The organism is Nonomuraea sp. NPDC050394 (assembly GCF_044459065.1).
Taxonomy (GTDB): Bacteria; Actinomycetota; Actinomycetes; order Streptosporangiales; family Streptosporangiaceae; genus Nonomuraea.
Genome location: NZ_JBITIO010000001.1, coordinates 1 through 24,283 on the forward strand (window position 1 = coordinate 1; position 24,283 = coordinate 24,283).

The 24,283-nt window shown below is 65.4% G+C and carries 30 protein-coding genes and 1 tRNA gene; 22 read left to right on the forward strand and 9 right to left on the reverse strand.

The features are described 5' to 3' along the window. Positions 1 to 610 precede the first annotated feature (610 nt). From ACIBKY_RS00005 to ACIBKY_RS00015, 3 genes are read left to right on the forward strand one after another with little or no spacing between them, the layout of a single operon-like run. Complete coding sequence (locus tag ACIBKY_RS00005) at positions 611 to 772, forward strand: hypothetical protein (protein ID WP_397093194.1); 162 nt, start codon at positions 611 to 613, stop codon at positions 770 to 772. Positions 773 to 779: 7 nt separating this feature from the next. Continuing rightward, positions 780 to 941 carry a hypothetical protein gene (locus ACIBKY_RS00010; RefSeq protein ID WP_397093195.1) on the forward strand — a complete coding sequence of 54 codons (162 nt, stop codon included), beginning with the start codon at positions 780 to 782 and terminating at the stop codon, positions 939 to 941. A 24-nt stretch (positions 942 to 965) separates the two neighbouring features. After that, positions 966 to 1,265, forward strand: a complete 300-nt coding sequence (locus tag ACIBKY_RS00015; protein ID WP_397093196.1) for a helix-turn-helix domain-containing protein — start codon at positions 966 to 968, stop codon at positions 1,263 to 1,265. Between the two features lie 684 nt (positions 1,266 to 1,949). Here the strand turns inward: ACIBKY_RS00015 and ACIBKY_RS00020 are convergent. The 4 genes from ACIBKY_RS00020 to ACIBKY_RS00035 form a co-directional block, all read right to left on the reverse strand. After that, positions 1,950 to 2,720, reverse strand: a complete 771-nt coding sequence (locus ACIBKY_RS00020; RefSeq protein WP_397093198.1) for a DUF4145 domain-containing protein — start codon at positions 2,718 to 2,720, stop codon at positions 1,950 to 1,952. Positions 2,721 to 2,939: 219 nt separating this feature from the next. Then, positions 2,940 to 3,857: a XamI family restriction endonuclease gene (locus tag ACIBKY_RS00025; protein ID WP_397093199.1), complete on the reverse strand. Its 918-nt coding sequence runs from the start codon at positions 3,855 to 3,857 to the stop codon at positions 2,940 to 2,942. Further along, positions 3,814 to 5,448, reverse strand: coding sequence for an N-6 DNA methylase (locus tag ACIBKY_RS00030; RefSeq protein WP_397093201.1), 1,635 nt, complete (start codon positions 5,446 to 5,448; stop codon positions 3,814 to 3,816). Before ACIBKY_RS00030 ends, ACIBKY_RS00025 begins: the two co-directional genes overlap by 44 nt. Next, complete coding sequence (locus ACIBKY_RS00035) at positions 5,445 to 5,984, reverse strand: hypothetical protein (RefSeq protein ID WP_397093202.1); 540 nt, start codon at positions 5,982 to 5,984, stop codon at positions 5,445 to 5,447. Before ACIBKY_RS00035 ends, ACIBKY_RS00030 begins: the two co-directional genes overlap by 4 nt. A gap of 242 nt (positions 5,985 to 6,226) precedes the next feature. On the opposite strand from ACIBKY_RS00035, the gene cutA reads away from it, so the two are divergent. Continuing rightward, entirely contained in the window at positions 6,227 to 6,559 is a 333-nt protein-coding gene (cutA, locus tag ACIBKY_RS00040) for a divalent-cation tolerance protein CutA (RefSeq protein ID WP_397093203.1), read from the forward strand. On the opposite strand, the gene ACIBKY_RS00045 is transcribed toward cutA, so the two are convergent. Then, positions 6,525 to 6,821: a hypothetical protein gene (locus ACIBKY_RS00045; RefSeq protein WP_397093204.1), complete on the reverse strand. Its 297-nt coding sequence runs from the start codon at positions 6,819 to 6,821 to the stop codon at positions 6,525 to 6,527. The genes cutA and ACIBKY_RS00045 overlap by 35 nt on opposite strands. On the opposite strand from ACIBKY_RS00045, the gene ACIBKY_RS00050 reads away from it, so the two are divergent. Genes ACIBKY_RS00050 through ACIBKY_RS00060 form a run of 3 tightly spaced genes read left to right on the forward strand, consistent with a single transcriptional unit; the run spans position 6,809 to position 8,945 of the window. After that, positions 6,809 to 7,507 carry a replication initiator gene (locus ACIBKY_RS00050; protein ID WP_397095416.1) on the forward strand — a complete coding sequence of 233 codons (699 nt, stop codon included), beginning with the start codon at positions 6,809 to 6,811 and terminating at the stop codon, positions 7,505 to 7,507. The genes ACIBKY_RS00045 and ACIBKY_RS00050 overlap by 13 nt on opposite strands. Further along, entirely contained in the window at positions 7,504 to 7,728 is a 225-nt protein-coding gene (locus ACIBKY_RS00055; protein WP_397093205.1) for a helix-turn-helix domain-containing protein, read from the forward strand. The genes ACIBKY_RS00050 and ACIBKY_RS00055 overlap by 4 nt, the downstream gene beginning before the upstream one ends. Then, positions 7,725 to 8,945 carry a tyrosine-type recombinase/integrase gene (locus ACIBKY_RS00060; RefSeq protein ID WP_397093206.1) on the forward strand — a complete coding sequence of 407 codons (1,221 nt, stop codon included), beginning with the start codon at positions 7,725 to 7,727 and terminating at the stop codon, positions 8,943 to 8,945. Before ACIBKY_RS00055 ends, ACIBKY_RS00060 begins: the two co-directional genes overlap by 4 nt. Here ACIBKY_RS00060 and ACIBKY_RS00065 read toward each other — a convergent pair. Further along, positions 8,937 to 9,007: transfer RNA gene (locus ACIBKY_RS00065), tRNA-Gly, on the reverse strand. The genes ACIBKY_RS00060 and ACIBKY_RS00065 overlap by 9 nt on opposite strands. A 92-nt stretch (positions 9,008 to 9,099) precedes the next feature. Here ACIBKY_RS00065 and dcd point away from each other — a divergent pair. Then, positions 9,100 to 9,675, forward strand: coding sequence for a dCTP deaminase (gene dcd / locus ACIBKY_RS00070; RefSeq protein WP_397093208.1), 576 nt, complete (start codon positions 9,100 to 9,102; stop codon positions 9,673 to 9,675). On the opposite strand, the gene ACIBKY_RS00075 is transcribed toward dcd, so the two are convergent. Next, positions 9,647 to 10,876, reverse strand: a complete 1,230-nt coding sequence (locus tag ACIBKY_RS00075; RefSeq protein ID WP_397093209.1) for an MFS transporter — start codon at positions 10,874 to 10,876, stop codon at positions 9,647 to 9,649. The genes dcd and ACIBKY_RS00075 overlap by 29 nt on opposite strands. A 198-nt stretch (positions 10,877 to 11,074) precedes the next feature. Here ACIBKY_RS00075 and ACIBKY_RS00080 point away from each other — a divergent pair, with 198 nt between their 5' ends. After that, positions 11,075 to 11,692: a DUF47 family protein gene (locus tag ACIBKY_RS00080; protein ID WP_184958320.1), complete on the forward strand. Its 618-nt coding sequence runs from the start codon at positions 11,075 to 11,077 to the stop codon at positions 11,690 to 11,692. Next, the gene (locus ACIBKY_RS00085) at positions 11,693 to 12,697 is read left to right on the forward strand and encodes an anion permease (RefSeq protein ID WP_397093211.1); all 1,005 of its coding nucleotides are present in this window, start codon (positions 11,693 to 11,695) and stop codon (positions 12,695 to 12,697) included. Here the strand turns inward: ACIBKY_RS00085 and mshD are convergent. Continuing rightward, a complete protein-coding gene (gene mshD / locus ACIBKY_RS00090) occupies positions 12,630 to 13,595 on the reverse strand; it encodes a mycothiol synthase (protein WP_397093212.1) in 966 nt (321 codons plus the stop codon). The two genes, ACIBKY_RS00085 and mshD, sit on opposite strands and share 68 nt — an antisense overlap. A 108-nt stretch (positions 13,596 to 13,703) precedes the next feature. Here mshD and ACIBKY_RS00095 point away from each other — a divergent pair, with 108 nt between their 5' ends. From ACIBKY_RS00095 to ACIBKY_RS00120, 6 genes are all read left to right on the forward strand, one after another. Beyond that, positions 13,704 to 15,488, forward strand: a complete 1,785-nt coding sequence (locus ACIBKY_RS00095; RefSeq protein WP_397093213.1) for a bifunctional metallophosphatase/5'-nucleotidase — start codon at positions 13,704 to 13,706, stop codon at positions 15,486 to 15,488. A 529-nt stretch (positions 15,489 to 16,017) separates the two neighbouring features. Then, complete coding sequence (locus tag ACIBKY_RS00100) at positions 16,018 to 17,130, forward strand: hypothetical protein (protein ID WP_397093214.1); 1,113 nt, start codon at positions 16,018 to 16,020, stop codon at positions 17,128 to 17,130. Further along, positions 17,127 to 17,969 (forward strand): GSU2403 family nucleotidyltransferase fold protein, encoded by an 843-nt coding sequence (locus ACIBKY_RS00105; RefSeq protein WP_397093215.1) that lies wholly within the window; start codon positions 17,127 to 17,129, stop codon positions 17,967 to 17,969. Before ACIBKY_RS00100 ends, ACIBKY_RS00105 begins: the two co-directional genes overlap by 4 nt. A 234-nt stretch (positions 17,970 to 18,203) precedes the next feature. Then, positions 18,204 to 18,713 (forward strand): GNAT family N-acetyltransferase, encoded by a 510-nt coding sequence (locus ACIBKY_RS00110; RefSeq protein ID WP_397093216.1) that lies wholly within the window; start codon positions 18,204 to 18,206, stop codon positions 18,711 to 18,713. 9 nt (positions 18,714 to 18,722) lie between these two features. Then, entirely contained in the window at positions 18,723 to 19,850 is a 1,128-nt protein-coding gene (locus ACIBKY_RS00115; RefSeq protein WP_397093217.1) for an SDR family NAD(P)-dependent oxidoreductase, read from the forward strand. A gap of 117 nt (positions 19,851 to 19,967) precedes the next feature. Beyond that, entirely contained in the window at positions 19,968 to 20,435 is a 468-nt protein-coding gene (locus ACIBKY_RS00120) for a cyclase (protein ID WP_397093218.1), read from the forward strand. A 38-nt stretch (positions 20,436 to 20,473) separates the two neighbouring features. On the opposite strand, the gene ACIBKY_RS00125 is transcribed toward ACIBKY_RS00120, so the two are convergent. After that, positions 20,474 to 21,169, reverse strand: a complete 696-nt coding sequence (locus tag ACIBKY_RS00125) for a winged-helix domain-containing protein (RefSeq protein WP_397093220.1) — start codon at positions 21,167 to 21,169, stop codon at positions 20,474 to 20,476. Between the two features lie 167 nt (positions 21,170 to 21,336). Here ACIBKY_RS00125 and ACIBKY_RS00130 point away from each other — a divergent pair, with 167 nt between their 5' ends. The 6 genes from ACIBKY_RS00130 to ACIBKY_RS00155 all read left to right on the forward strand — a co-directional run bounded on the left by ACIBKY_RS00130 (position 21,337) and on the right by ACIBKY_RS00155 (position 24,282). Next, positions 21,337 to 21,588 (forward strand): MoaD/ThiS family protein, encoded by a 252-nt coding sequence (locus tag ACIBKY_RS00130; protein ID WP_379622787.1) that lies wholly within the window; start codon positions 21,337 to 21,339, stop codon positions 21,586 to 21,588. Between the two features lie 61 nt (positions 21,589 to 21,649). Then, the gene (locus tag ACIBKY_RS00135) at positions 21,650 to 22,315 is read left to right on the forward strand and encodes a DUF2993 domain-containing protein (protein WP_397093221.1); all 666 of its coding nucleotides are present in this window, start codon (positions 21,650 to 21,652) and stop codon (positions 22,313 to 22,315) included. Positions 22,316 to 22,383: 68 nt separating this feature from the next. Beyond that, on the forward strand, positions 22,384 to 22,896 hold the full coding sequence (locus tag ACIBKY_RS00140; RefSeq protein WP_397093222.1) for a sigma-70 family RNA polymerase sigma factor: 513 nt from the start codon (positions 22,384 to 22,386) through the stop codon (positions 22,894 to 22,896). Between the two features lie 2 nt (positions 22,897 to 22,898). Then, complete coding sequence (locus ACIBKY_RS00145; RefSeq protein WP_397095418.1) at positions 22,899 to 23,702, forward strand: anti-sigma factor family protein; 804 nt, start codon at positions 22,899 to 22,901, stop codon at positions 23,700 to 23,702. Between the two features lie 37 nt (positions 23,703 to 23,739). Further along, positions 23,740 to 24,165: a thioredoxin family protein gene (locus ACIBKY_RS00150; RefSeq protein WP_397093223.1), complete on the forward strand. Its 426-nt coding sequence runs from the start codon at positions 23,740 to 23,742 to the stop codon at positions 24,163 to 24,165. A gap of 33 nt (positions 24,166 to 24,198) precedes the next feature. After that, positions 24,199 to 24,282 (forward strand): putative leader peptide, encoded by an 84-nt coding sequence (locus ACIBKY_RS00155; protein WP_357918323.1) that lies wholly within the window; start codon positions 24,199 to 24,201, stop codon positions 24,280 to 24,282. Position 24,283 lies beyond the last annotated feature (1 nt).

The window sequence follows — 24,283 nt, forward strand, 5'->3', positions numbered from 1 at the left end:
TCTTGGTCGACTGCTGTCTTACCGGGAGCCTTCTCTTCTCTCAACCCACCCTCGCGCATCCACTCTGGCCTGCACGCTCAGGTTGGAAAAGCCTCAGGGATTCACATCCCGACCTGGGCTCACGCGCGTGGAGCGGGTGACGGGAATCGAACCCGCGCCGTCAACTTGGGAATTGCGGGAATCTTGCCTCGTAGGGGCGTTGACCTGGGCCTGAGGCCGGTCACGAGTGACCGTGGTTGACCCCTCGTCACCGCCTTATGGCACGCTAATGGCACGACGATCAGCCCGCGACCTGCTGCTCCTCGCGCGACGCGTACCCCTTGCCCGCCTGATCACCTTGTCCGCCGTGGACCCGTCCGAGGAAGAGCGGACAGGGCCACGGGGCATCCTTGGTGGGAGAAACGCAACGGGCATCCCGCTTGGGCGGTCCCTGGACTTGCGGGCCTACGGATCCACCAATCGGCTTGACGTGGAGTTCGCCAAGCACAACCTTCGGCGAGAGGCGGCGTGCGTCGGATGCGGCTGTGGAGAATATAACTAGATGGTCATAATCGTTTGCATGGGCTGAGAGGTCAGTCTTCATCCGGAGGTCGAGGCGTGGTATCTGACCATGTGCGTTGCCGATCCGGAGACTGCAGACCTGGTCAAGGGCGCGATTGATCAGCTCGCCGAGGAAGGCCCGACCGCGCGTCGTCCTCTGGTCGACCGGGTACAGGGCAGCCAGTTCCACAACATGAAGGAAACTACGTCCGCCCTCATCGGGGACGAGTGAGATCCGGATGTTGTTCTGCTTCGATCCGGCAAGGGAAGCGATCTTTCTGGTAGCCGACGACAAAGTCGGCAACTGGAACCGCTGGTATCGGGAAGCGATACCACTGGCTGATGAACGATTCGCCCAGCACCTGATCACGCTCAAACAAGAAGAGCAGGAGGAGCGATGAGCACTCAGTACAGCAAGTGGTCGGATGTCAAGGCCAAAGCGGCTCGACCCGCGAGACGAGACGGAACGCGCCGCTGGAGAAGCCGTCGCGCGTGAACGCCGCGAAGCATACATCCGCGGATTCCAGCTCGCCGAGATCCGTCAGGCCGCTGGTGTCACTCAAGCTGAACTCGCCCATACCTTGGGAGTCAGCCAAGCTCGCATCTCCAAGATCGAGCATGGCGAGGTGCCCGGCATTGACATCGTACGAGAGTACATTGCTCCGCTCGGGGGTCACTTGGATCTCGTAGCTACGCTCGGCGACCGAACCTGGAAAGTCGCCTGAGGAAGGCGCGTCAATCGTCTCGAGTGTGTGCCTGCGGTCGGCGCCTGTCTTGGCCATGGCGCAAGCTCTTCATAGGGGCGCGCGGAGCACCTTTTAGCCAGGGTGGGATCCAACTGCCCAACAACGTAGGTGGGCAACGGGTGGGGCCTCAAAAGTGCGCCCGACCGACGGGAGGACCTCGCAGTTGGGCGGGGTGTGGGGGCCGCGCCCCCACTGAATACAGCCTGAAGCCCATTTGCGCGAAGCGCCCCAGGAGCGAAGACCTTGCCTTTGGAGCGGGTGACGGGAATCGAACCCGCGCTGTCAGCTTGGGAACTCTTTCAAGATCACGCGGTCTGAGCTGGGAAAACACTGACCTGGGCGGATACCGGGCGAGTGACCGCGAGTCCCGTGACTTCCCGCTGATCGCCGACCGAACGGGCACGCAACGGGCACGGCGATCAGCCCCGTGACCAGGGTTTAGTAGCGCACCGCGAGTACCCTGCCCGCCTGATCATCCCGTCTGCCGTCGACCCGCCCGAAGGGGAAGCGGGCCGGGGCCATGAGGCCAAGGTGGAGCGCCCCACTGGACGAACGACCTTGGCCTCATGGCCCCGGTCTGCTCGGCTTGTCCCGGGTTGATGGCGGACGGGATGATCAGGCATCCACCTCAGCCACCTACGATCACCAAGCCCGACACGACGATCATCCTGGAGCCGGAGCGCCCCCGCCGGCGGCGTCTTGTTCCTGGGAGGCAGCCTGCTGAGCTTCGTCACGACGCTTCTTGAACTCGTTGAACTTGCCGGTGAACACGTAGAGGTAATCCATGAGCGCCTCAGCCAGACCAAGCGCGTCCTGCGCGTCCTGACGTGAGACTACGCGGCCAGTGAAGTGAGCCCCCGCGTTTCCGAGAACACGCAGTTCCTGCGCCCATTCGAGCAACCGGCCTTCGATCAACCCCTGGCGCTCCATTTCCTGGAGACCGCTCATCAAGTTCTTGCCGTGGAGGTTGATGTTGTAAGCAGCACAGACCCCTTCGAGAGATCTCCTTACCATGACCACCGTTGCGGTATATGCGTCGGTGTTGAAGCACAGTTGTGCCTCCTGGAGCTCCCTACGAAGATCCGAAGGAATTGCACGTGACCTCTCTAGGCCCCGCTGGTCAACGGTGGGCCAGACAACGTCCGCCCGAGTGGACCGGACTTTCTCGGATTCGTCCAGCTCGTTCCAAGTGACTTCCTGATAGAGAGCGACAGGTGCGGAGCAGTGCATGCAGGTAGCGATAGCTAAACGCATCTTCCGTTCATCGTGTTCACCGGACCGGCCGGTCACGAAGGAGGCCTGTTCTTCTGCGGCCTGTCGTTCCGAGCATGCCCAGCAATCGATCTCGTATTGAAACGGAGGCTGCTTCTCCTTCGTTCGCGGAGACTCGGATTGATCCTCTTCGAGGAAATCGGGGGGTGTGTTAGTAGTCATCAGGGAATTCGTGTCCGTCCACACAGGATGTCACGTTGATAACGTAACCAGTTTGATCGTTTGCGAACAGGGTGCGATCAGAAGCCAGCGGCCCGCGCGCGTCGCGCGCGAGAACGGCCCCCAGGCCGCACGCGCAGCGTGCGACGCGCGCAGGCCGCGTGGCGGTGCGCAGCGCCGCCCTTGATCCCTATGAGAACAATTCGGCAGTTCACACTGTCGTCATCGGGCATCGTCGATGAACTGTTTGAGAGGCTCCAGGTCATGAGACCAGAACAGGCTGAGACGGTTCTCCTGGGCGTAGGTGAGGTTCTTGAGCGCGAACACCCCGGACAACATGGCTGCGGGAACAACGTTGGCTTCGCCGAGCGCTTGCCGCCAGGACACGGCCTTCACTGCGGCGTCGTTGTTGATTCGCTTGTAGCTGTTCGTACCGCTGTTGGAGACCTTGCACTCGATTGGCATCAGGCGCCCATCCCATAGCCTCACACACACGTCGGCTTTTCGTCCGCAGACTTCTGCTTCACCGCTGAACGTGCCGTACGGCGGAAACTGGCTCATGTTCGAGATCTTTTTCGCAGGAACCTCTGTCAAGCCGCAGTCAGAGACGAGGAAGTCTTTCACCTTCTGCTCTTGGAGCTTCTTGCCTACGTTCCGCCTCAGGGTCTCTGTCTGACGGAACGCGAGCATGGCCGCGGTAGCAACGATGGCAGCGTGCCGCTCTGCCTCTGTAGGCTCGCGATCCTCGGTGAGCCACGGAAAGCGTTCCCGGTCGAAGCCAAGCAAGATCACTTCCATGAGGGCGGAGGCCCGTGCGGGGTCCCTCTGGATGAGCGTTGGAGCGAGCGAGATATCAGCGATGGTCTCAAGATCATCTTTGCTGATAGGCGGTGAGCATAGGTAGCGAGCTGCGTCAACGAGTGTCACGTCTCCGAGAATCGTTGCAGCTTCCTCTCGGATGCGGGTCAGGTCTACCGATACTTCGATGATGTTCGCTACGGCTTCGCGCCCTTTGTCGAAGAAGTCCAGGTACTGCTCTAGCGGCTCCCGGAAGCGTTCATCCCTGAATGTCTCGATCGATTTGCTTCTGTCCGATTCAAGCTGTGATTCGGTCCATTGTGTTGGCTGTACTTGGGGCATGCTGGAGGAGTACCTCCGGGCTCGGCACGGGGAGCCGTTCCATCTCTCGCGGCTCAAACTTGGTCAAGCCGCCAGCATAGGTGCGTCCTTGACCAAGAGCGACTGAGACCCGCAAATGTGCGGCGAGTCCGTCGAGGACCTCCGCGCCAAATGCCTGGCGCGGGTAGAGCCCATGTGCGATGTTAATGTGTCGTGCCTCCGCTAGGTTCCGAACGAAGGCGGGGGGCCTGCGCGCCATGTAAGTAGCCAGGATGGGTGCGGGCTGACGGAGACCTACGCTCCACCACGCCTTGCGGGCTCGTGCGATGTAGGTGTCTGCGGCCCCCTCGCTGCGCGCCGTGTCTAGGAAGCGATCCACAAGCCGCCGCTCGTCTGCATCTAGCTCGTCCAGATCTGTGGGCAGGTCGATCACCGGTCGCAAACCAGACGCGTCGACAAGTTCGTCTCCGGCCGCGAAGAGCTCCCGAGCCCGGGTGATTGAAGGGAAGAGGAACCGTTCAGGGATCCTGTCCTCTTCGGCGCGTCCTACCCAGACGTTGTTCGCTCCTGTGACTTGGCCACGGTGTACACGTACGAGCTCGCCGAGCTCTACGTAGCCCTCCGGGAGCTTAGGTGTCACTCGTACGAGTGGACTCCAGCGAGTGGATTCGATGAGCCTTTCGCGGGCCACCTCACGCCCTCCCTCAAGCGAACCTAGATCTTGAAGGCTCTTCACCTGACGTAGTTTTATTGAACTAGGAGAAGCCCCGAGACGGAAACACGTGACTGCTGCTGTCGTAGCAGCATCGGCGAAGGCTTCCACCGTAGGCTCAAGTACGTGAATTGCTTCACCGCCGAGTCCATCCAGCAGCAGCTCGCGAACTAGGCTTCCATAGTTAACATCGAGCCATTCTGCCGATGTAATGTAAGAGCCGAGATCTCCCTTTGCTCCATGTTGAACGGTGGCAAGGAAGAAATAGACGTGAAGCCCTGCGAGCTGGCTTGCCCGTAGGCCATGACGGCTAGCCGTGTCGACAAGCCACTTCTTCCATTCCGGCTGAATTTGGTGATGTCGTACGTACGGGGGATTGCCTAGATAGAGGGTCTGGCCATCCGTGGTGGGGATCGTTGAGGCTCGATAGTCGCCCAGCTCGATATGTGAGCGTGCGGCGAGCCCGTGCACTGCTAGATTCGCACGGGCCATTAGGGCTGCAACCGGATCGATGTCTACACCGACGAGTTCGACCTTGGGCCACTGTTGGGCAGCGGCGAGGAGATATCGACCTGATCCGGATCCCGGGTCCACCACCCTGCTTGGCTTTCCTTCGTTCGCCGCCCAGGCAACCATGCTCGCGATGATGGCTGGTGGCGTGTAGGTCTGGCCCAGAGGCCGCCTAGCGGCAGCATCTCGGATCCGGCAGAAGGCATCACCCAACGGATCATGTCCGGCGAGAATTCGTTCCCGGAGGTCATTGAGATCTAGGACAATTTCGGGAACCTGTCGGGAGAGGTCTCTTTCCTGGGCTGACCAGCCTGACACCTGATCGGCACCTAGCTGCAGTGCAGCGCTGATCAGGTCAGGGATTGTGCTAATCGGGCTCGTGTCGCTCATTGAGACACCTTTCTAGCTGGGCGGCCTTTCGGCTGAAGGGGGAGCGCTCGGGCCAGATAGCCGTCAAGCGCTTCGTCGCGTGTAGTGGCCTCCATCGCCAATGCGCGCGTAAGTACGCCATAGTCATGCTCATCAAGCTGGACGAGGCTGCGACGGATATGGGATCCCCATGCAGAAGGAAAGGTTTTCAGCTCAGATACCATGGTGACTAGTTCGGGGCCTTGGCCCCAGGGTGCTAGCTGGTCTATCTTTAGATCGCAATAGAAGTTATACGGCCGCTTGCGAAACTCTATCGGCATTTCGAGTTCTTGAAGTGGCGAAGCGATGATGGCACTAGCAATGACTCTGCCCCGATCGCGGGTTGGATTCCTAAAGCACTGCCGTGTCGTGTAGAGCGCGAGGGCGTCCCCTTGTTTCAGTGATCGCCATAGCCGCCATCGTTCTGGGCCGAATGCCATCTTTTGCTCACGAAGAACCCACCCGAGCGCCTCGCGGTCGCCGAGTATGGCCATAAAGCTGCTCGGTTGCAGGGTCATGATGTCGACCATACTATGGTCGACATACGCTCGAAAGGACATGTTGGAAAATCTGCCTCTGCGGATCTTTGGTAGTCGAACTCTCTGACGAGAAAGCTAGGGCGCGCCACTGACAGTTCTCGCGTCTCACGCCGCATGACCAGGGCAAACGCCTCATCTTAGTCATCTCGCCTACAGCCACAGCCATCGTGGCCTTGGATGCTTCCTCGCGAAGAGCGATGATGGATCCTCAAGGAGGGTGCATGGTGGATTGCGTGGAGGTTCGTGTCACTGCGGGCACCCGAGAGGAGGCCGACCAGATCTCTTCAACGGTGGTGGAACGACGATTGGCAGCGTGTGCCCAGGTGGTCGCGCCCATCGTGTCTACGTACTGGTGGCGGGGAGAGATCCACCAGGCGAACGAGTGGCTGTTGCTCATGAAGACGACCGCGGACCGCTTCGGAGAACTCGCAGGGTGCGTGCGGGCTCTCCACTCCTACGAGGTACCCGAGATCGTCGCAGTCCCAGTAGCCGTCGGGACGGCTGATTATCTACGGTGGATCACGAGGGAGACGTCCCCAGAGCCAGGCGAGTAGCGATCAGGTCGCCGAGTAGTTCGCGGGCGGCCTGGTCCTGCTGGCCGGCAAGGGTCTTCTCGACGGTGGTGAGATGCCGAAGGCCCCATGTTGACTCGGTGCGCTGGGCGGACTCCAGGGCGCGGCGGGCGTAGGCGACCCCCTCGGCCACGTCGCCGATCTGGAACTGAGACTGTGCCACGTCGGCGTAGATGACGGCGGCCCGCTTGTGGTCGGTGTCGCGGCCGATGGAGTCGAGCGCCGCCTGTCCTGCCTCGATCACGTGGCGCTCGTCACCGAGCTGCACGTACGGGGGAAGTTCTTCCCACCTGGGAGGAAGCCCTCGACCAGCTCGACGAGGACGAGCACGCCACGCCCCTACACCTGATCCGCTTCGGCGAGCAGGTCGACGTCAAGGGCGTGCTCGCTGGCACTCCGGACTCAGATCAGTGCATCCGCTACCTGTCCAAGTACCTCACCAAGAGCCTCGGCGAATCCCTCGACGGCCAGGCCCAACGCGAGCACGCCGCCCGTTTCGTCGATGCCCTGCGCTTCGAGCCGTGCGCGCCGACCTGCCCCAACTGGCTGCGGTACGGCGTGCAGCCCAAGGGCGCCAAGGCGGGTATGACTCCGGGCCAGTGCCGTTCCAAGGCCCACAAGCCCGAACACCTCGGCTATGCCGGTCGCCGCGTCCTCGTCTCCCGCAAGTGGTCCAACAAGACGCTCGCCGAACACAAGCAGGACCGCCGTACCTGGGTCCTGGAAGCCCTCGGCCAGCCAGACGAACCCATCGATCCACACCGCTACGTCTGGAAGCCGGTTCCCACGGGTGATGCAAACGTGCCACCGCTGGCCGTACGCCTCCTGAGATCCATCCGCGAGCGGCAACGCTGGCGCGCCCATATGGCCGAACTCCAGGCGCAAGCAGAGGGACAAGATCTTTCGGCAACTGAAGGGAGGGCAGCATGAACAACAGATCAAGGCCACCCGCTGACCGCCTCCTGACGGTCGCTGAGGTCGCTGAGCGGCTCGGCACTTCCGAGCGGTTCCCCCGGCGTCTCATCGAAGAACGCCGGATCACCTTCGTCCGCCTCGGGCGCAAGGTTCGCATCCCCGAATCCGCGCTCAACGACTTCATCGCGGCGGGACTCGTCCACCCCATCACCACTCGTACATGGAGGGCGGCATGAGCAAGCGTCGATTTGGTCGCGTTCGGAAACTCCCCTCGGGCCGGTACCAGGCCAGGTATCCGGGGCCTGACGGCATGGACCGTTCCGCACCGCACACCTTCGCGACCAAGAGGGAAGCGGACATCTGGCTGAGCAAGAAGGAAACGGAGATCCACGAGGGGGATTGGCTGAACCCCGATCTCGGGAAGGTCAGCTTCAAGGAGTTCGGTACGGCCTGGGTCGACGAGCGCCCCGGCCTACGTCCCAAGACGGTCCAGCTCTACGAGGGACTGCTTCGGCTCCACCTGATTCCGACTTTCGGCAACCGCACCATCGCCGAGATCAAGGAGCCGCACATCAGGAAGTGGCGCAAGGCGCTCCTCGACGCAGGGGTCGGGCCGGTCACCGTGGCCAAGGCGTACCGGCTTCTGAAGTCCATCTTCAACACCGCCGTCAGTGACGGTCTGATCAAGTCGAATCCGTGCAAGATCAAGGGTGCGGGTAAGGAAGACTCGCCGGAACGCCCGGTGCTGACCATGAAGCAGGTCTTCGTCCTGGCCGACTCGATCGAACCGCGCTTCCGCATGCTGATCCTGCTCGCAACCTTCGCGTCCCTACGCTGGGGCGAACTGGCCGCACTCCAGCGGCGCAACGTCGACCTGGAAGCAGGAACGATCCGCATCGTAGGGACCACGACCGAGCTCAAGGACGGCTCGGTGACCATCGGTCCGCCCAAGTCGGAAGCGGGCAAGCGCCTGGTCAGTGTCCCCGCGATGCTCCTCCCGGACCTCAAGGCCCACATGGAGACGTACGCGGAAGCGGGGGAGTTCGGGCACGTCTTCATCGGCCCCAAAGGTGCCAAGCTGCGTCGTGCGAACTTCACCCGAGTCTGGGCGGCGGCGCTCAAGAAGGCCAAGCTCTCCGGCTTCCACTTCCATGACCTTCGTCACACGGGTAACGACTTCGCCGCACGCTCCGGCGCAAGCCTCCGCGATCTGATGACCCGCATGGGCCACTCGACGACGAGGGCCGCCTTGATCTATCAGCACACCGCGATTGAGCGAGACCGGGCCATCGCTGACGCCCTCGGAAAGCTCGCGGAGAAGGGCCCTGAAAGACCAAGATCCAGATGGATCGGGCACGTAACGGGCACGGAAGATCGAATAGAACTCCGGAAAAATCAAAGGCCAGGCAGGGAATCCATCCCTGACCTGGCTTCTCTCGATGAGAGCGGGTGACGGGAATCGAACCCGCGCTGTCAGCTTGGGAAGCTGATGTTCTGCCATTGAACTACACCCGCGTCGGCCGGACGCCGCGCCCCCCACTGTAGCGGAAACCAGCCGTCCCCAAGCAACCCCGCCCCGCCCCCGCAACCACGGTAGGTTGCTCTACGTGCTGCTTTCAGACCGCGACATCTTCGCCGAGATCGACTCCGGCCGGCTCAGCCTGGAGCCGTTCGATGAGGACATGATCCAGCCGTCCAGCATCGATGTCCGGCTTGATCGATTTTTTCGTGTCTTCGAAAACCATAAATATCCGCACATCGATCCGGCGGTCGAGCAGCCCGACCTCACCCGCCTCGTCGAACCGGATGGCGACGAGCCGTTCATTCTGCACCCGGGCGAGTTCGTCCTGGCCTCGACCTACGAGGTCATCACCCTGCCCGACAACCTGGCCAGCCGTCTGGAAGGCAAGAGCTCGCTCGGCCGCCTCGGCCTGCTCACGCACTCGACGGCCGGTTTCATCGACCCGGGCTTCAGCGGCCACGTCACCCTTGAGCTCTCCAATGTCGCCACGCTCCCCATCAAGCTCTGGCCCGGCATGAAGATCGGCCAGCTGTGCGTCTTCAGGCTGAGCTCGCCGGCCGAGCACCCGTACGGCGCCCAGAAGTACGGCTCCCGCTACCAGGGCCAGCGCGGCCCCACCCCGTCGCGCTCGTTCAAGAATTTTCACCGGACCAAGATTTAGAGCGCAGCTCCACGAGCCCGGGGATCACCAACGCCACCAGCGGCAGCACCGCGGCGAGCGCGCTGACGAGCAGAACCGGCCTGGCCCCGACGGTGTCCACGAGCACACCGGTCGCGACCAGGCCGAACGGCGTCAGCCCGAGCACCGCCACCCATTCCAGCGAGGCCACGCGGGCCTGCCGCCCCGGCGGCACCTCGCGCAGCATGCCGATGACCCATTCGATGGCGGCGACTTCCAGCCCGACCCCGGCCAGCAGGAAACAGGTGAACACCGGCCAAGGCGTCGTCGAGGTCAAGAGCGACAAAGGCACCAGCCCGTACGGCAGCAGCCCCACCATGGCCGTGAGCCCCGGCCGGGGCCTGGGCCGGAGGAGTGCGATGACGGCCCCGATGAGCCCGCCGAGCGAGAGCGCGGCCAGCGACAGCCCGTAGATGGCGTCGGCCTCGTGCAGCGGCAGGAAGTTCCACTGCAGCTTGGAGGCGGTGGCCGGCAGCAGGACCTGGGCCGGGGCGACGATGAGCGTCTGGTGGAGGGCGAGCACCGCGATCACCGCGGCCATCCAGGGCCGGGACCAGACTTCGCGCATGCCTTGGCGGATCTCGTCCATGAGGCGGTGGCGCGGCTGGGCGGGCAGCACGGGTTCGCGCATGAGCCAGATGAGCCCGGCGCTGAGCCCGAATCCGAGCGCGGCGGCGAAGAAGGCGGCCCACGGGCCCCACGCGACGACGATGGCCGACCCGATGAACGCCCCGAGTAGCGATCCGCCGCGCAGGGAGACGCTGGTCATGGCGATTCCGGTACGGCGGTGCCGTTCAGGAAGAACGGTGGAAAGGACGCCCTGCAACGCGGGGCGGAAGAACGCCTCGCACAGCCCGCCGAGGAAGACGGCGACTCCCATGAACGGCGCCAGCGGCCAGATCGCGACGACGAGCGCGATGACCAGGAGGCCGAGCTGTGAGCAGGCCATGACGACGCGGCGGGGGAGCCGGTCCGCCCATACGCCGCCGAAGAGGGCGAAGCCCACCAGGGCGATCAGGCGTCCGGCCAGGACGAGGCCGATGGCGGCGGCGCCGTAACCACCCCGGACGAGTGAGATGACCACGGCTATGGGAAAGATGTAGTCAGCCGCCACAGATGCGGTGAGGCTGCACCAAAGCAGACGGAAGGATCGATCTCCCAACACACCGGCGGCTGGCCGCATATGTCACCAGGATGAGCCATAAGTGGCTCAAAAACCAGCAAAGCGGACGTCGGCAAAATGGTGATCAAGCTATCTGCAGGGCCGGTGTCCGGCAAGGGATGGAGGGTAGCCACACGATGAAGGGGACATGAAGTTCGCATTTTGCCTGGTAACCCGTACTCTCTTCCACGGACCATCCCCGCACATCTGGAGAACGACGTGCGCCTGCGTCTCACGCCTCGTGAGGACAGCTACTACGACCTGTTCGCCGACTCCGCGAACAACCTGGTCACGGCATCCCGGCTGCTGGTGGAGATCATCAGCGACGGCTCGGACCGGGAAGCCCTGGCCGAGAAGATGCGCGCTTGCGAACACGCCGGTGACGAACGCACTCATGCGATCATGAATCGGCTCAATGAGAGCTTCATCACCCCATTCGACCGCGAGGACATCTACCGCCTCGCCTCGAACCTCGACGACGTGATGGACTTCATGGAGGAGGCCTCCGACCTCATCGTCCTCTACCAGATCGACCACCTGCCCAAGGACGTCATCCGGCAGGTAGAGGTCCTGGAACGCGCAGCCGAGCTCACCGCCGAGGCGATGCCGCGGCTGCGGTCGATGAAGAACCTGAACGAGTACTGGATCGAGGTCAACCGCCTGGAGAACCAGGGCGACCAGGTGTACCGGCGCCTTCTGGCCAAGCTCTTCAGCGGTGAGTACGACGCGCTCACGGTCATGAAGATGAAGGAGGTCATCGACCGTCTCGAAGAGGCCGCCGACGCCTTCGAGCACGTGGCCAACACGATCGAGTCGATCGCGGTCAAGGAAAGCTAAGTGGACCTCACGCTCGCCCTCGTCATCGGCGTGGTCGTCGTGGCGTTGATCTTCGACTACACCAACGGCTTCCACGACGCGGCGAACGCCATCGCCACCTCGGTCTCCACCAGGGCCCTCACCCCAAGGGCGGCTCTGTTCATGGCGGCGGCGATGAACTTCATCGGCGCCCACTTGGGGACCCAGGTCGCACAGACCGTCGGAAAAGGCATCATCGATGCCCCACAGGGTTCCCACGGTCTGGTGGTCGTCTGCGCCGGCCTCATCGGCGCGATCACCTGGAACATGGTCACCTGGTATTTCGGACTACCCTCCTCCTCAAGCCACGCCCTCATCGGCGGCCTGATCGGCGCGGCGCTCGCCTCGGTCAGCGTCGTCCACTGGGACGGCGTCGTGGAGAAGGTCGTCATCCCCATGATCCTGTCGCCGCTGGTGGGTTTCTCGCTCGCCGCCGCGATCATGATCGCAATCTATTGGATCTTCCGCAACGCGCAGCCCGGAAAGACCAACCGCGGCTTCCGTTACGCGCAGACCGTCTCCGCCGCCGCCATGGCGCTCGGGCACGGCCTGCAGGACGCGCAGAAGACGATGGGCGTGATCTTCCTCGCGCTCACCGTCGGCGGCTACGCCTCCCCGCAGGACCCGATCCCGCAGTGGGTCATCCTGGCCGCCGCGGGAGCGATCTCACTGGGCACCTACGCGGGCGGCTGGCGCATCATGCGCACGCTGGGCCGGCGCATCATCGCGCTCGACCCACCGCAGGGCTTCGCGGCGGAATCCGCCGCGGCGACCGTGCTGTACGGCGCGGCCATTGGCTTCGGCGCCCCGATCTCCACCACCCACACCATCACCTCGGCCATCATGGGCGTCGGCGCCACCAAGCGCCTGTCGGCCGTGCGCTGGGGGGTGGCCGGCAACATCGTGACGGCCTGGATCCTCACGATTCCGGCCGCGGCTCTTGTCGCGGCTCTGTCGTACTTCGCGCTTCACTGGCTCGTGGAGTAGCGGCGTACATCACGTCGATGTCCCAACGGCTGAACCCGAGACCCGAGTAGAGCCTGATCGCGGCCGCGTTGGCCTCGTCCACGTAGAGCATGACCTGGGCGAGGCCGCGCGAGCGCAGATGGCGCAGGCCCGCGACGGTCAGCGCCTTGCCCAGGCCGGTGCCCTGCTGGGAGGGGTCGACGCCGACGACGTACACCTCGCCCAGCGGCTCGTGGCCGTGCTCGTCGGAGCCGTGGACCTTGGTCCAGTGGAAGCCGACGAGCCGGTCGCCGCGGAAGGCCAGGAAGAAGCCGGCCGGGTCGAACCACGACTCCGCCTCACGGCGCAGCACGTCCTCAAGCGTCCACGCCCCCTGCTCGGGGTGATGGGCGAACGCCGCCGCGTTCACCTTGAGCCAGGCCTCCTCGTCGCGGCCGGGGACGAACGGGCGCAGCCGTACCCCTGAGGGCATCTCAAAGGACGCCAGGGGCGCGAACAGCGACCGGCGCATCTGCCACAGGGAGCGAACCCTCTCGAACCCCATGGAAGCGGCCAGAGCGCCCGCACCGGGGTGATCTCCGTGCGCCCACAGCCGCAACCGGCCGTCGGTGATGTTCAGGACCTCGCTGAGCAGGCGCGTGCCATGCCCCTTTTGGCGGTACGACGGGTCGATCACCAGCTCACCACTTGGACCCTCGACCTCGTCGGTGGGGTCCACATGGGCGTAGCCGGCCAGGGTCTGGCCGTCGTAGAGCAGGAGCGAGCGGGCGCGGGCGTCGCCGCCGTAGCGCAGGTGGAGCATCACGTGCTCGTTCAGGGGGCGGACGCCGTCGGCCTCGGTGGCCGCTTCCACGACACTCAGAACGTCGGCGATTTCCTGTTCAGCAAGTCGTTCCGCGACCTTCACATGCACGCTCATGCGTCGAACTCTAGGCGTCCGTATGGCAAACAACGCCAGGGGGCTGGCCGATGAATCGTTACCTTTGCGACATGGGTTGCATGGATTGCGGCCGTAACGTCTTGGTCCATGACGTCTCGATCCCTCCTCCGGCTCGCGCTGGCCGGAGCCGTGGCCGCCGGCGGGTTCGCCTTGGCCATCACCCCCGCGGACGCCGGTAAGACCACCGCCAGAACGGTCCCCGTGCGCCTCCTCGCGCTGAACGACTTCCACGGCCACCTCGAGCCGCCCACCGGCTCCTCCGGCCGTATGGTCGACGAGAACGGACAGACCGTCGACGCCGGTGGCGCCGCCTACGTGGCCGCCCACATGAAGCGCCTGACCGACCGCAACACCATCGGTGTCGCCCAGGGCGACCTCATCGGCGCGACGCCGCTCATCTCGGCCGCCTACCACGACGAGCCCTCCGTCGAGTTCCTCGGGAAGATCGGGGTGAAGGTCTCCGCGGTCGGCAATCACGAGTTCGACGAGGGGTACGCCGAGCTGCGCCGCATCATGAAGGGCGGCTGCCACCCGGTCGACGGCTGCTCGCCCGCCGGCCCGTGGAAGGGCGCCCAGTTCGACTACGTCGGCGCCAACGTGCTGTTCAAGAACCGGAACGAGCGATCCGACACGCTGGCCGGGCTGTCCTCCACGCCGCAGGCCAAGCAGTTGCTCAAGGACTGGGGCGTCCCCGCGCTGCCGCCGGTCAGCATCAAGTGGAAGAACGGCGTGCCGATCGGCTTCATCGGCCTGGTCACGCAGACCACGCCCGGCATCGTCACCGCCGAAGGCATCAAGGACCTCAAGTTCGTCGACGAGGTCAAGGCCGCCAACGTCGCCTCCAAGCTCCTCAAGCTCATCGGCATCAAGGCCCAGGTCGTGCTGGTGCACGAGGGTGACCAGGTGAACGCCGGCCAGTCGCCCGACGCCTGCAGCGCCGTACCCGGAGCGGGCAACCGCATCGCCACGCAGGTGGACGCCGAAGTGGACATGGTGCTGAGCGGGCACTCGCACCAGGCGTACAAGTGCACCGTCAAGGACCCGGCGGGCAACGATCGCCTCTACTCGCAGGGCGGATCGTTCGGTCGCGTGATCACCCAGGTCGACTTCCAGGTGAACACCCGCAGCCGCGACATCGTCCGCGACACCGTCACGGCCGACAACCACGTCGTGACCCGCACCATCGCCGCGGACCCCGAGATCTCCACCTTCGTCCAGACGTGGAAGGACCGGGTCGCCCCGGTCGCCAACAAGCCCGTCGGCAAGATCACCGCGGACATCACCAACTCCGCCACTCCCACCGGCGAGACCCCGCTCGGCAACCTCATCGCCGACGCCCAGCTCGCCGCCACCAAGACCGGTGGCAACGCGCAGGTGGCGCTGATGAACCCGGGTGGCATCCGGGCCCCGTTCACGTTCGCCGGGTCGCCGGCGGGTGAAGGGGACGGTGTGGTGACGTATGGGGAGGCGTTCACCGTTCAGCCGTTCAACAACCTGATGCAGGTCGTGACGCTGACGGGGGCGCAGCTGAAGACGGTGCTGGAGCAGCAGTTCGTCGGTGGTCCCAACGGCCAGCCGTTCCAGAAGATCCTGCAGCCTTCGGCGAACCTGACCTACACCTACAACAGGGGCGCGGCCTGGGGCTCCAAGGTCAGTGACCTGAAGATCGACGGTGCCGCTGTCGCCGACACCCAGCAGGTCAGGGTGGCGGCGAACAACTTCCTCGTGGGCGGTGGCGACGCCTTCGCCGCCTTCAAGGACGGGACCGACGTGTGGAGCGGGCCGCTCGACATCGACGCCCTGGTCACCTACCTCACCGCGAACCAGCCCATCGCACCGCCGGCGCTGGGCCGTATCACCGCAGTCGGCTAGATGTGTGTGGGGCCGTGTGTTCCGCAAGCTCAGGCTGTGTCTTGCGGGGGCGCGGCCCCAAAGGCCCGGGCTTCGCGTTGGGCGCTTCGCGCTTCGGGGCTCAGGCTGTGCTTTGTGGGGGCGCGGCCCCCACACCCCACCAAAAGCGCGGGCTTCGCCTTTGGGGCGCTACGCGCATAGGGGCTCAGGCTGTACCAACCCCCGATCGAGGGGCTGCCGCCCCTCGAGCACCCCGCCCCGTTCACCGCCCAAGGCGTCCGCGGACCAACGCGCCAGGACTGAACGAGCGAATCGCGTGAGCGGTGTGTCCTGCTGAAAGCACCCACAGTCGTTCGAAGAGCCGATCACGAGCACACCATGGCGAATCTCTGAAGCAGGAGATGGAGGTTGTCGATCGGCCGTAACCGAGTCTCTGCCGGGGTAAGCCAGTATCCTCGCGCGGAGACTTGTCACTGAGCCGCTGTCGCAACTCGTCAGGATGGGCGAGTTTCGCGACGGCGCTGGTGTTCCACAAGCTAGAGTGTTCCGCGTGATGCGGAACGCCGAGCCCCGCGAAACAGAACTCGAGCACCTGCTCTATGCCGTCTTGCGTTCGATGCTCCCAGAAGAGTGGGTCCTGAAGATCACCCGAGAGCCTCGTTGGGCCTCTGAGGTGGGTGTGGACGCAACCTTCGAGATCCAAACCCCCGACGGCGCGCTTAGCCACGTCCACGTAGAGACGAAACGCCGGATAGAGCCGCGAGACGTTGATCGGCTCCTGAGCAAGATCTCGGCCTATGACAAGCGGTATCCCTCGGCAGAAACCACCGATCGTCGCGCCCAGCTGATCGCGGCTTCCTACGTCTCGCCCCGCGTGCGCGAGCTCCTGGCGGCGCAAGGCGCCGGCTGGTTCGACCCCACTGGCAATCTCCGGCTCCAGCTGCGGGAGCCTCTGATCTTCATCGATCGGCGGGGGGCTGATCGAAACCCCTATCCCGCGCAGGACCGTCGTCTCCGATCCCTTCGCGGCCCCGGCGCCGCCAGAATCGTTCGCGCGCTCCTGGACGGCCGTGGGTTTCGCGGAGTACGCGATTTGGCGGCCGAGGCCCAGGTCAGCGCGGCCACGAGTTCGCGTGTCCTCGAACTGCTGAACCGAGACAGTCTGCTCGAGCGCGACAACGGCGGGGCTGTCGTCACAGTACGCAAACGATCACTCGTTCACCGGTGGGTCCAGGACTATGGAGTGACCACCTCCAATCACGCGGTACCGATGCTCAGTCCCCGTGGCGCCGAGCAGGTCTTCCAGTCCCTACCGGACTATCCAGGCCGCTACGCCCTGACTCTGTCGGCCGCACTGCACGCTTACCTGCCCGCCGGACGTACCGCCGTCACCCCCCTGACATTGCCGGCGCTGTTCGTCGATGACGTCATGGCCGCGCAGCGGGATCTCAAGCTGCACCTTGCACCGCGAGGGGCCAACGTGCTCCTCATCGAGCCCTTTGATGAGGTTGTCTACCGCAATCCCACAGTCCGCGCTGGCCTGCGCTACGTCAGCCCCGCGCAGGCCGCTGCCGACCTCCTGACCGGGGCAGGCAGATCCCCGGAAGAGGGTGCTCAGCTGTTGGAACTCCTGGCCGAATCCGATCGAGAGTGGGCTGCGTGACATTCACCACCTCCATGGAGTACGTGCTCGCCCGTCGCGTCCTGCTCGACGCGTTGCATGCCCTCGGCCCTCATCGTGCCGCCGTCGTTCTGGTGGGTGCACAAGCGGTCTACCAGCACGTTGGCGACGGCATCCTGGCCGTGGCGCCGACGACTACCGACGCCGACGTCGCCCTCGCCCCAGACCTGCTATGTGAGGAGCCTCTTCTGGAGGCCGCTCTGCGGGATGCCGGGTTCACTCCCGGAGCCAACCCAGGAACCTGGCACAGCGCCAGCGGTATAGCCATCGACCTGATGGTCCCTGACGCGCTGAGCGGCGGTGGCAAGGGTCGGCGCGGAGCCAGGCTTCCCGTGCACGGCAACCGCGTCGCACGACGCACCACTGGGCTCGAACCAGCGCTGGTGGACAACCAGCAGCACGACCTCACCGCCCTGGACCCGGCTGACAACCGCTCCATCCGCATTCGCGTCGCAGGGCCCGCCGCCTTGCTCGCAGCCAAGGCCATCAAGGTCGACGACCGCTTGGAAGACCCCCACCGGCTCAAGCCCAAAGATGGGCTCGACATGCTGCGACTCTTGCAGGTCACGGAGGCCGGGCCCCTTGCCTCCCAGCTCCATCGACTCAGCAGTGATGTGATGGCAGGCGAGGTGACCAAGAGAGCTATCCAGGTGCTGCGCCGGCATGGAAACGGCCCGGACAGTATCCTCGCGCGCCTCGCGGCACGGGCGGTAGGCGTGCTGGAAGATCCCGATGTGATCGCCGCCTCGTTCGCGGTGCTTCTCCAAGAGACGCTCGCTGCCTACGATGCACGCCCAGAAGCCGTGTCTCCTGCCCGATAGGTAGTCAGTGACGCCAGCTCTCCGCTTCGACCCTCGCGTTCTCACGATCCTCGAGGTTTGACAGACAGATCAGCGGACGGTCAGCAGCAGATGATCGCGGTGGAGTGCCTTCGCAGGGGAGCAGCACGATCTATGACGTCGGCACAGCGGCTGGGCAACCGCGTCGTCGCACCGTTCATCAGCTGGAGAGTGGCTCTCGCGGGCGGAGAGAGCAGGTTGTTAGGGTCGCTGGTTGTGGCTGATGATCTGGCGCTTCCCATCCTCCCGACATCCGTGCCTGAGCTCGCCCTGCGACCGCTTACAGCCGATGATGCGGAGGCGTACTACAAGTTGATCGTGCGTAATCGCGAGCACCTCACCCGCAACGGCGACTACGAGGAGGTCAAGGTCGCGACGCTGGAGTCGGTTGAGCGGGAGTTCGTGAACCCGTCCGATCGGAATCTGCGGTTCGGGCTTTGGCTTGAGGACCGCCTTGTCGGCAGGGCGGATCTCAATCCGGTTGACCCGCCTCGGTATTCGATGGGGTATTGGCTGGATGAAGGGGTGACGGGCAGGGGTTATATGACCGCCGCGTGCGGGGCTTTGATTGATTTCGCTCGGGTGGGGCTGGGCGCGACGGACGTGTTCGCCGGGGTGACGCATGGTAACGACCGCAGCGTGGCTGTTCTGGAGCGGCTGGGGTTCACCGCGGTGGCCGACTTCGAGAGTTACACCAGGTTCCGGCTTTCGCTGGCGGCCGCATAGCCTGCCCGCGTGGACGATGGGCTGCTGTTCACCTATGTGATCCTGCTTCAGGTGATGCGAGCCAGGTCTTTCGCCGACGCAGGTTGCTTTTCGCATCGAAGGGTCCACGGCGAATTCTTGGTGCCCGGCCGCTGGTCCAATCGGCCCGTCCCGCGAACTGAATGGCAGGAATGGGGCAACTTGGGCCTGGGGCGGCTGGGCGATCCGGGCTGGGAAGATCGTTCAGGGACGGAAACGTCCAGACCGTCCGCGGCGATCAGGTCGCCGTCGCCGTCGCCGTCGCCGTCGCCGTCGCCGTCGCTGGTGCTGGTGCTGGTGCTGGTGCTGGTGCTGGTGCGGCGAGGATCTTCTACTGAAGGAACACACGTGACCACAGGTGACACGGGCGGGGGCAGCCGGCGGGTGGCGTTGGTGACCGGTAGTTCGCGCGGGCTGGGGAGTGCCATCGTGCGGCGGCTGGCCGAGGACGGCATGGCCGTTGTCGTCAACGGGCCGCCCGGGGACGCCCAAGCCCGCGTCGTCGCTCGCTCCGTCCGCGACAGCGGCGGCATCGCCGACGCCCTTCTCGCCGATGTCACCGACGAGCGGCAGGTCGCCGAACTGGTCACCGCCGTCACCACCACCCTGGGGCCCATCGACGTGCTGGTGCTGAACGCCACAGGGCCTCAGCCCGAGGCTCCCCTCACCGACGTCACCTGGGCGGACCACCTCGCCCAGCTTGAGTTCTTCGTCAAGAGCCCCGTGCTTCTCGGCCGCCTGGTGATCGAACAGATGCGGGCCGGCGGGTTCGGCCGGATCATCCAGATCGACTCCGAAGTCGCCCACCGGCCACCTCCGGGCCGGTCGGCCTATGCGACCGCCAAGAACGCCCAGATCGGCCTGACCCTCAGCTGGGCCCGCGAACTGGCGCCCGACGGCATCACCGTGAACACCGTCGCGCCGGGCTTCATCCCGGTCGAGCGCCATGCCGACGTAACGGCCGGGATCAGGAGCGCCTACCGGGCCTCGGTACCCGCGGGCCGCATGGGAACCGCCGACGACGTCGCGCATGCCGTGAGCTTCCTGGCCTCGGAAGGCGCCGGCTTCATCACCGGCCAGCGCATCGTGGTCGACGGCGGCCGCAGCCTCGGGACCTGACCACCGTCCCCGCCTCAACCCGCGGGCGGGACGCAGGCAGGCGGCACAAACCACAGCCTCGTAGGACATGGCGAACCCGAGGCCGGAGGCCTGATCGGCGCCGCATACGATCGGCCCATGCCGCGCTTCGAGGTCGTCACGCTCATCCAGGCGCCTGTGGAGGTGGTCTTCGACACCTCGCTCTCGGTGGAGACCCACACGTCCTCGATGCGGGCTTCACGGGAACGAGCTGTCGCCGGAGTCACCTCGGGGCAACTGACCCTGGGCGATCAGGTGACATGGCAGGCTCGCCACTTCGGGATCTCCTGGCGGCTGACTTCGACGATCAGCGCCTGCACCAGGCCGTCCTTCTTCGTGGATGAGCAGGTGGCGGGGCCGTTCCGGCGCTGGCATCACGCGCACCATTTCCAGGCGAGCACCGATGGCACCGTCATGCGGGACGTCGTCGATTTCGCCGCGCCTTATGGCCTGCTGGGCGTGTTCGCGGACCTCCTTGTCCTACGCCGTCACATGACCAGGCTCATCATCCTGCGCAACCAGCACATCAAGGCGGTCACCGAGGCGTCGGCCCAGAACGCCGGTTGAATGTCCCGCCTGTGAGAACGTGGTGAAGGCTGGTACGGCTACGAGACCAGGGATGAGTCGCCGCGTTCCGGGACGAATCTGTAGCCGACGTTGCGGACCGTGCCGATCAGTGACTCGTACTCGGTTCCGAGCTTCGCGCGCAGGCGCCGCACGTGTACGTCCACCGTCCGGGTGCCGCCGAAGTAGTCGTACCCCCACACCTCCTGCAGCAGCTGCGCCCGGGTGAAGACGCGGCCGGGGTGCTGGGCGAGGTACTTGAGGAGTTCGAACTCCTTGAAGGTCAGGTCGAGGACGCGGCCGCGCAGGCGGGCCGTGTAGGTGGCCTCGTCGATGGACAGTTCGCCGCTGCGGATCTCGTCGGGCGCGTCCTCGGTGGAGGCCAGGGACAGTCGGCCGGCGGCCATGCGCAGGCGGGCCTCGACCTCGGCGGGGCCGGCGCTGTCGAGCAGGACGTCGTCGACGCCCCATTCGGCGGTCATCGCGGCCAGGCCGCCTTCTGTGACGATGACCAGCAGGGGGACGTCTATGCCTGTCGTTCTGATGAGGCGGCACAGGCTTTTGGCGTGGGCGAGTTCTTTGCGGGCGTCGACGATCACGGTGTCGGAGGGTGGGGCGTCGATCAGGGCGGAGGCCTCGGCGGGCGCGACGCGGACGGAGTGGAGCAGCAGGCCGAGCGCCGGCAGCACTTCGGCCGACGGCTCCAGAGCGTTCGTCAGCAGGAGCAGGTTGCTCATCACGGCCTCCCCAAAACGCGCAAGGACCCGGGGGCTACGTCGCCCAGGTCCCATACGTGAGGATAACCCAAGGGAATCTCGCGTTCATTGTGCGTCCACCTGGTGAACAGCGAAACACGCGTGTTAACAGGGGCGCACAATGGAGCCGACACGATTGTGAGGAGCCTATGGCCACGGGAAAGGTTCGTTATTGGGCGGCGGCGAAGGACGCGGCGGGGGTCGCGGAGGAGCCGTTCGAGGCCGTCACTCTTGGTGAACTCATGACGAAAATCACAGCCGGCCGCGACGATCTGGCCAGGGTGATGCGGCGTTCGTCGTTCCTGGTGGACGGCGATCCGGTCGGCCGGCGGGCGCATGACGAGGTGGTGCTGGGCGAGGGGGTGACGGTGGAGGTTCTGCCGCCGTTCGCGGGCGGGTGATCTCCCGTTTTTTCAGGGAATTGGTCGGTAAGCTCAATGTCCCCCGTGCCAAAGGAGCCCGATGCGCAAGCTGGTCATTTTCCTGATCGTGCTGATCGTTCTCCTTGTCGCCGTCGACCGGGTCGCGGTGGCCGGCGTCCAGCGTGACCTGGCCAACCGGATCGGGGCCGCCGCCGACCTCAGCGGCACGCCCACGGTGACGATCGAGGGCATCCCGTTCCTGACCCAGGCGTTCGCGGGCCGCTATCCCGAGGTCCGCTTCGACCTCGGGACGCTCACCTACGGGGGCGTGCCCATCCGGAACCTGCACGGCGTCGCCTACGGGGTCACCGCGCCGCTGTCCGACGTGATCCAGAACACCGCGGACGTCCGCGCCGAACGGCTGGCCGTCAGCGGCACCGTGACCAGGGCGACGATCGACAAGTTCGCTCCCGCCGGCGTGAAGATCTCGGGCAACGGCCAGCGGCTCGTCGCCTCGGGAGAGGTGCCGTTCGGCGGGCAGAAGGTGAAGTTCAGCGCCGAGCTGAAGGTGGAGCTGACCGACGGCGGCATCAAGCTCGCCGCCACGAAGATCCAGGGAGTGCCGAGCCAGCTGGCGCAGTTCGTCACCTACACGATCCCGTTCAAGGGCAAGCTGCCGTTCGACGTGAAGGTGACGGGTGTGAAGAGCGTGGCCGACGGGCTGGAGCTCTCGGCAGAGGGAAAGAACGTGCCGCTCCGTGGATGAGGACGAAACCAGTGGATGAGGACAAAGCCACCGGTGAACCGCCTGGCCGTGCCGTACGTGATGAGGGCGTGAGTCCAGCTGGCACCGCCGACGAGGAGCTTGTACGCACCCTCTTCGACGAGCACGCCGGGCCGCTGTATGGCTACGTGTTGCGACTTACCGGAGATTCCGGCCGGGCGGAGGATGTCGTGCAGGAGACGCTGCTGAGGGCTTGGCGGCATCCCGACGCGTTGTCCGGGCGTCCGATCCGCGCGTGGCTGTTCACGGTGGCCCGCAACCTCGTCGTCGATCAGCACCGGGCGAGGAGGGCCAGGCCGCCCGAGACGGGTGACGACGCGCTGGCCGTGATCCCCGCCGACGACGAGCTGGAGAAGGCCGTCGAGTCGTGGGCCGTGGCCGAGGCCCTGGCGGCTCTGCGTCCTGAGCACCGCGAGGTGCTCATGGAGGTCTACTACCGGGGGAAGTCCGTGAAGGAGGCATCGGCCACGCTCGGCATTCCGCCGGGCACGGTCAAGTCCCGCACCTACTACGCGTTGCGGGCGTTGAAGCTGGCGCTGGAAGAGCGGGGGTTGGCGCCGTGAGGATGACCTGTGAGGAGGTACGGCTGTCGCTGGGCGCCCACGCGCTCGGCGCGCTCGACCCCGAGGAGGCGCTGGAGATCGACACCCACCTCGCCACGTGCGAGGCGTGCGGCGCCGAGCTCGTGGAGCTCGAAGGCGTCACCGCTTTTTTGGGCAAGGTCTCCGAGCGCGACGTGGAACTGGTCGCCAGCCCCCCGCGCCAGGTACTTGACCGGCTGCTGAACGACCGTGCCAAGCGCAGCAGGCGTGGCCGCGTCCTGCTGGCCGTGGCCGCCTCCGCCGCGGTGATCGCCGTCGGCGGCACGATCTGGACGGCCACGACCGGCGGCGAGAGCACCAGCTCGACGGCCGCGGGAGCGGAGCGCGCCGATCAGGGCAAGGCGGCCGCCCCTGACAGTGCCACCCAGCCGGAGTATGGCTTCGACACCAGCGCGAGCCCGGAGCCGCGGACGGCGGCGAGCAAGAGCGCGCCGGAGTCGCCCTCGACGCTGAACGCCCCCGCGGGCAAGGAGTTCAAGGGCGCCAACGGCGCCAGGCAGGCCACCGTCATGGCGATGCCCGCCGAAAGCGGCACCGAGCTCAACCTCACCGTCTCCGGCGTGGCGGTCGGCACCCAGTGCCGCGTGATCGTGCTCGGCGAGGGCGGCGAGCGCGAGACGCTCGACGGCTGGGAGGTCAGCCGGGAGAACTACGAGAAGCCTCCGGTCTTCCAGCTGACGACGAAGCTGCCGCTGGAGTCGATCCGGTTCATCAGGATCGTCGACCAGGACGGCAAGCTGCTGGTGCACACCAAGACCGTGACGTAGGGAAGAACCCGGGCCCCGCGATGGTTGGCCATGAGCGATGACGGGTTTGTGGGTGGCGCTCGGCACACTGGCGCTGGGCTTGGTGATCGGGGTGGTACGACTGCGCCGCGACGGAAGGATGCGCGAAACGGCCTCCGACGTGCTGACGGAAGGGCAGATCGGCGCGCCGCTGGGGGAGCGGGCGACGCTGGTGCAGTTCTCGACGGCGTTCTGCCAGCCGTGCCGCGCCACGCGCAGGATTCTGACCGAGGTGGCCGATCTCGTGCCGGGCGTGGCGCATGTGGAGATCGACGCGGAGTCCCGGCTGGATCTGGTGCGCCGACTGGACATTCTGCGCACCCCTACGGTCCTCGTCCTGGATCGGTCCGGAAAAATCACTAAAACGGCGTCGGGGCAGCCCAGGAAGGCCGACGTGCTCGCGGCTTTGGGCACCGCGGTGTCTCAGGAGCCGGACGAGATGTGACAGATGGCGAGACGTCGATGTAGTCTCATCGACATGAACCCCACGACAGAGCTGCTGACGAAGCGGCGCGCGGTTGATTTTTGCCGCGTGGCCACCGCGCTCTGTCGCGCTGCCTGAG

Excerpts from the sequence above, each read along its gene's own strand:
- ACIBKY_RS00060 (WP_397093206.1), top strand. The coding sequence starts at position 7,725 with ATGAGCAAGCGTCGATTTGGTCGCGTTCGGAAACTCCCCTCGGGCCGG.
- ACIBKY_RS00120 (WP_397093218.1), top strand. The coding sequence starts at position 19,968 with ATGCCGCGCTTCGAGGTCGTCACGCTCATCCAGGCGCCTGTGGAGGTG.
- ACIBKY_RS00130 (WP_379622787.1), top strand. The coding sequence starts at position 21,337 with ATGGCCACGGGAAAGGTTCGTTATTGGGCGGCGGCGAAGGACGCGGCG.
- ACIBKY_RS00035 (WP_397093202.1), bottom strand. The coding sequence starts at position 5,984 with ATGACCCTGCAACCGAGCAGCTTTATGGCCATACTCGGCGACCGCGAG.
- ACIBKY_RS00015 (WP_397093196.1), top strand. The coding sequence starts at position 966 with ATGTCAAGGCCAAAGCGGCTCGACCCGCGAGACGAGACGGAACGCGCC.
- ACIBKY_RS00135 (WP_397093221.1), top strand. The coding sequence starts at position 21,650 with ATGCGCAAGCTGGTCATTTTCCTGATCGTGCTGATCGTTCTCCTTGTC.
- ACIBKY_RS00005 (WP_397093194.1), top strand. The coding sequence starts at position 611 with ATGTGCGTTGCCGATCCGGAGACTGCAGACCTGGTCAAGGGCGCGATT.
- ACIBKY_RS00150 (WP_397093223.1), top strand. The coding sequence starts at position 23,740 with ATGACGGGTTTGTGGGTGGCGCTCGGCACACTGGCGCTGGGCTTGGTG.
- ACIBKY_RS00075 (WP_397093209.1), bottom strand. The coding sequence starts at position 10,876 with ATGCGGCCAGCCGCCGGTGTGTTGGGAGATCGATCCTTCCGTCTGCTT.
- ACIBKY_RS00055 (WP_397093205.1), top strand. The coding sequence starts at position 7,504 with ATGAACAACAGATCAAGGCCACCCGCTGACCGCCTCCTGACGGTCGCT.
- ACIBKY_RS00095 (WP_397093213.1), top strand. The coding sequence starts at position 13,704 with ATGACGTCTCGATCCCTCCTCCGGCTCGCGCTGGCCGGAGCCGTGGCC.
- ACIBKY_RS00020 (WP_397093198.1), bottom strand. The coding sequence starts at position 2,720 with ATGACTACTAACACACCCCCCGATTTCCTCGAAGAGGATCAATCCGAG.
- cutA (WP_397093203.1), top strand. The coding sequence starts at position 6,227 with ATGGTGGATTGCGTGGAGGTTCGTGTCACTGCGGGCACCCGAGAGGAG.
- ACIBKY_RS00010 (WP_397093195.1), top strand. The coding sequence starts at position 780 with ATGTTGTTCTGCTTCGATCCGGCAAGGGAAGCGATCTTTCTGGTAGCC.
- mshD (WP_397093212.1), bottom strand. The coding sequence starts at position 13,595 with ATGAGCGTGCATGTGAAGGTCGCGGAACGACTTGCTGAACAGGAAATC.
- ACIBKY_RS00025 (WP_397093199.1), bottom strand. The coding sequence starts at position 3,857 with ATGCCCCAAGTACAGCCAACACAATGGACCGAATCACAGCTTGAATCG.
- ACIBKY_RS00145 (WP_397095418.1), top strand. The coding sequence starts at position 22,899 with ATGACCTGTGAGGAGGTACGGCTGTCGCTGGGCGCCCACGCGCTCGGC.
- ACIBKY_RS00125 (WP_397093220.1), bottom strand. The coding sequence starts at position 21,169 with ATGAGCAACCTGCTCCTGCTGACGAACGCTCTGGAGCCGTCGGCCGAA.
- ACIBKY_RS00155 (WP_357918323.1), top strand. The coding sequence starts at position 24,199 with ATGAACCCCACGACAGAGCTGCTGACGAAGCGGCGCGCGGTTGATTTT.
- ACIBKY_RS00030 (WP_397093201.1), bottom strand. The coding sequence starts at position 5,448 with ATGAGCGACACGAGCCCGATTAGCACAATCCCTGACCTGATCAGCGCT.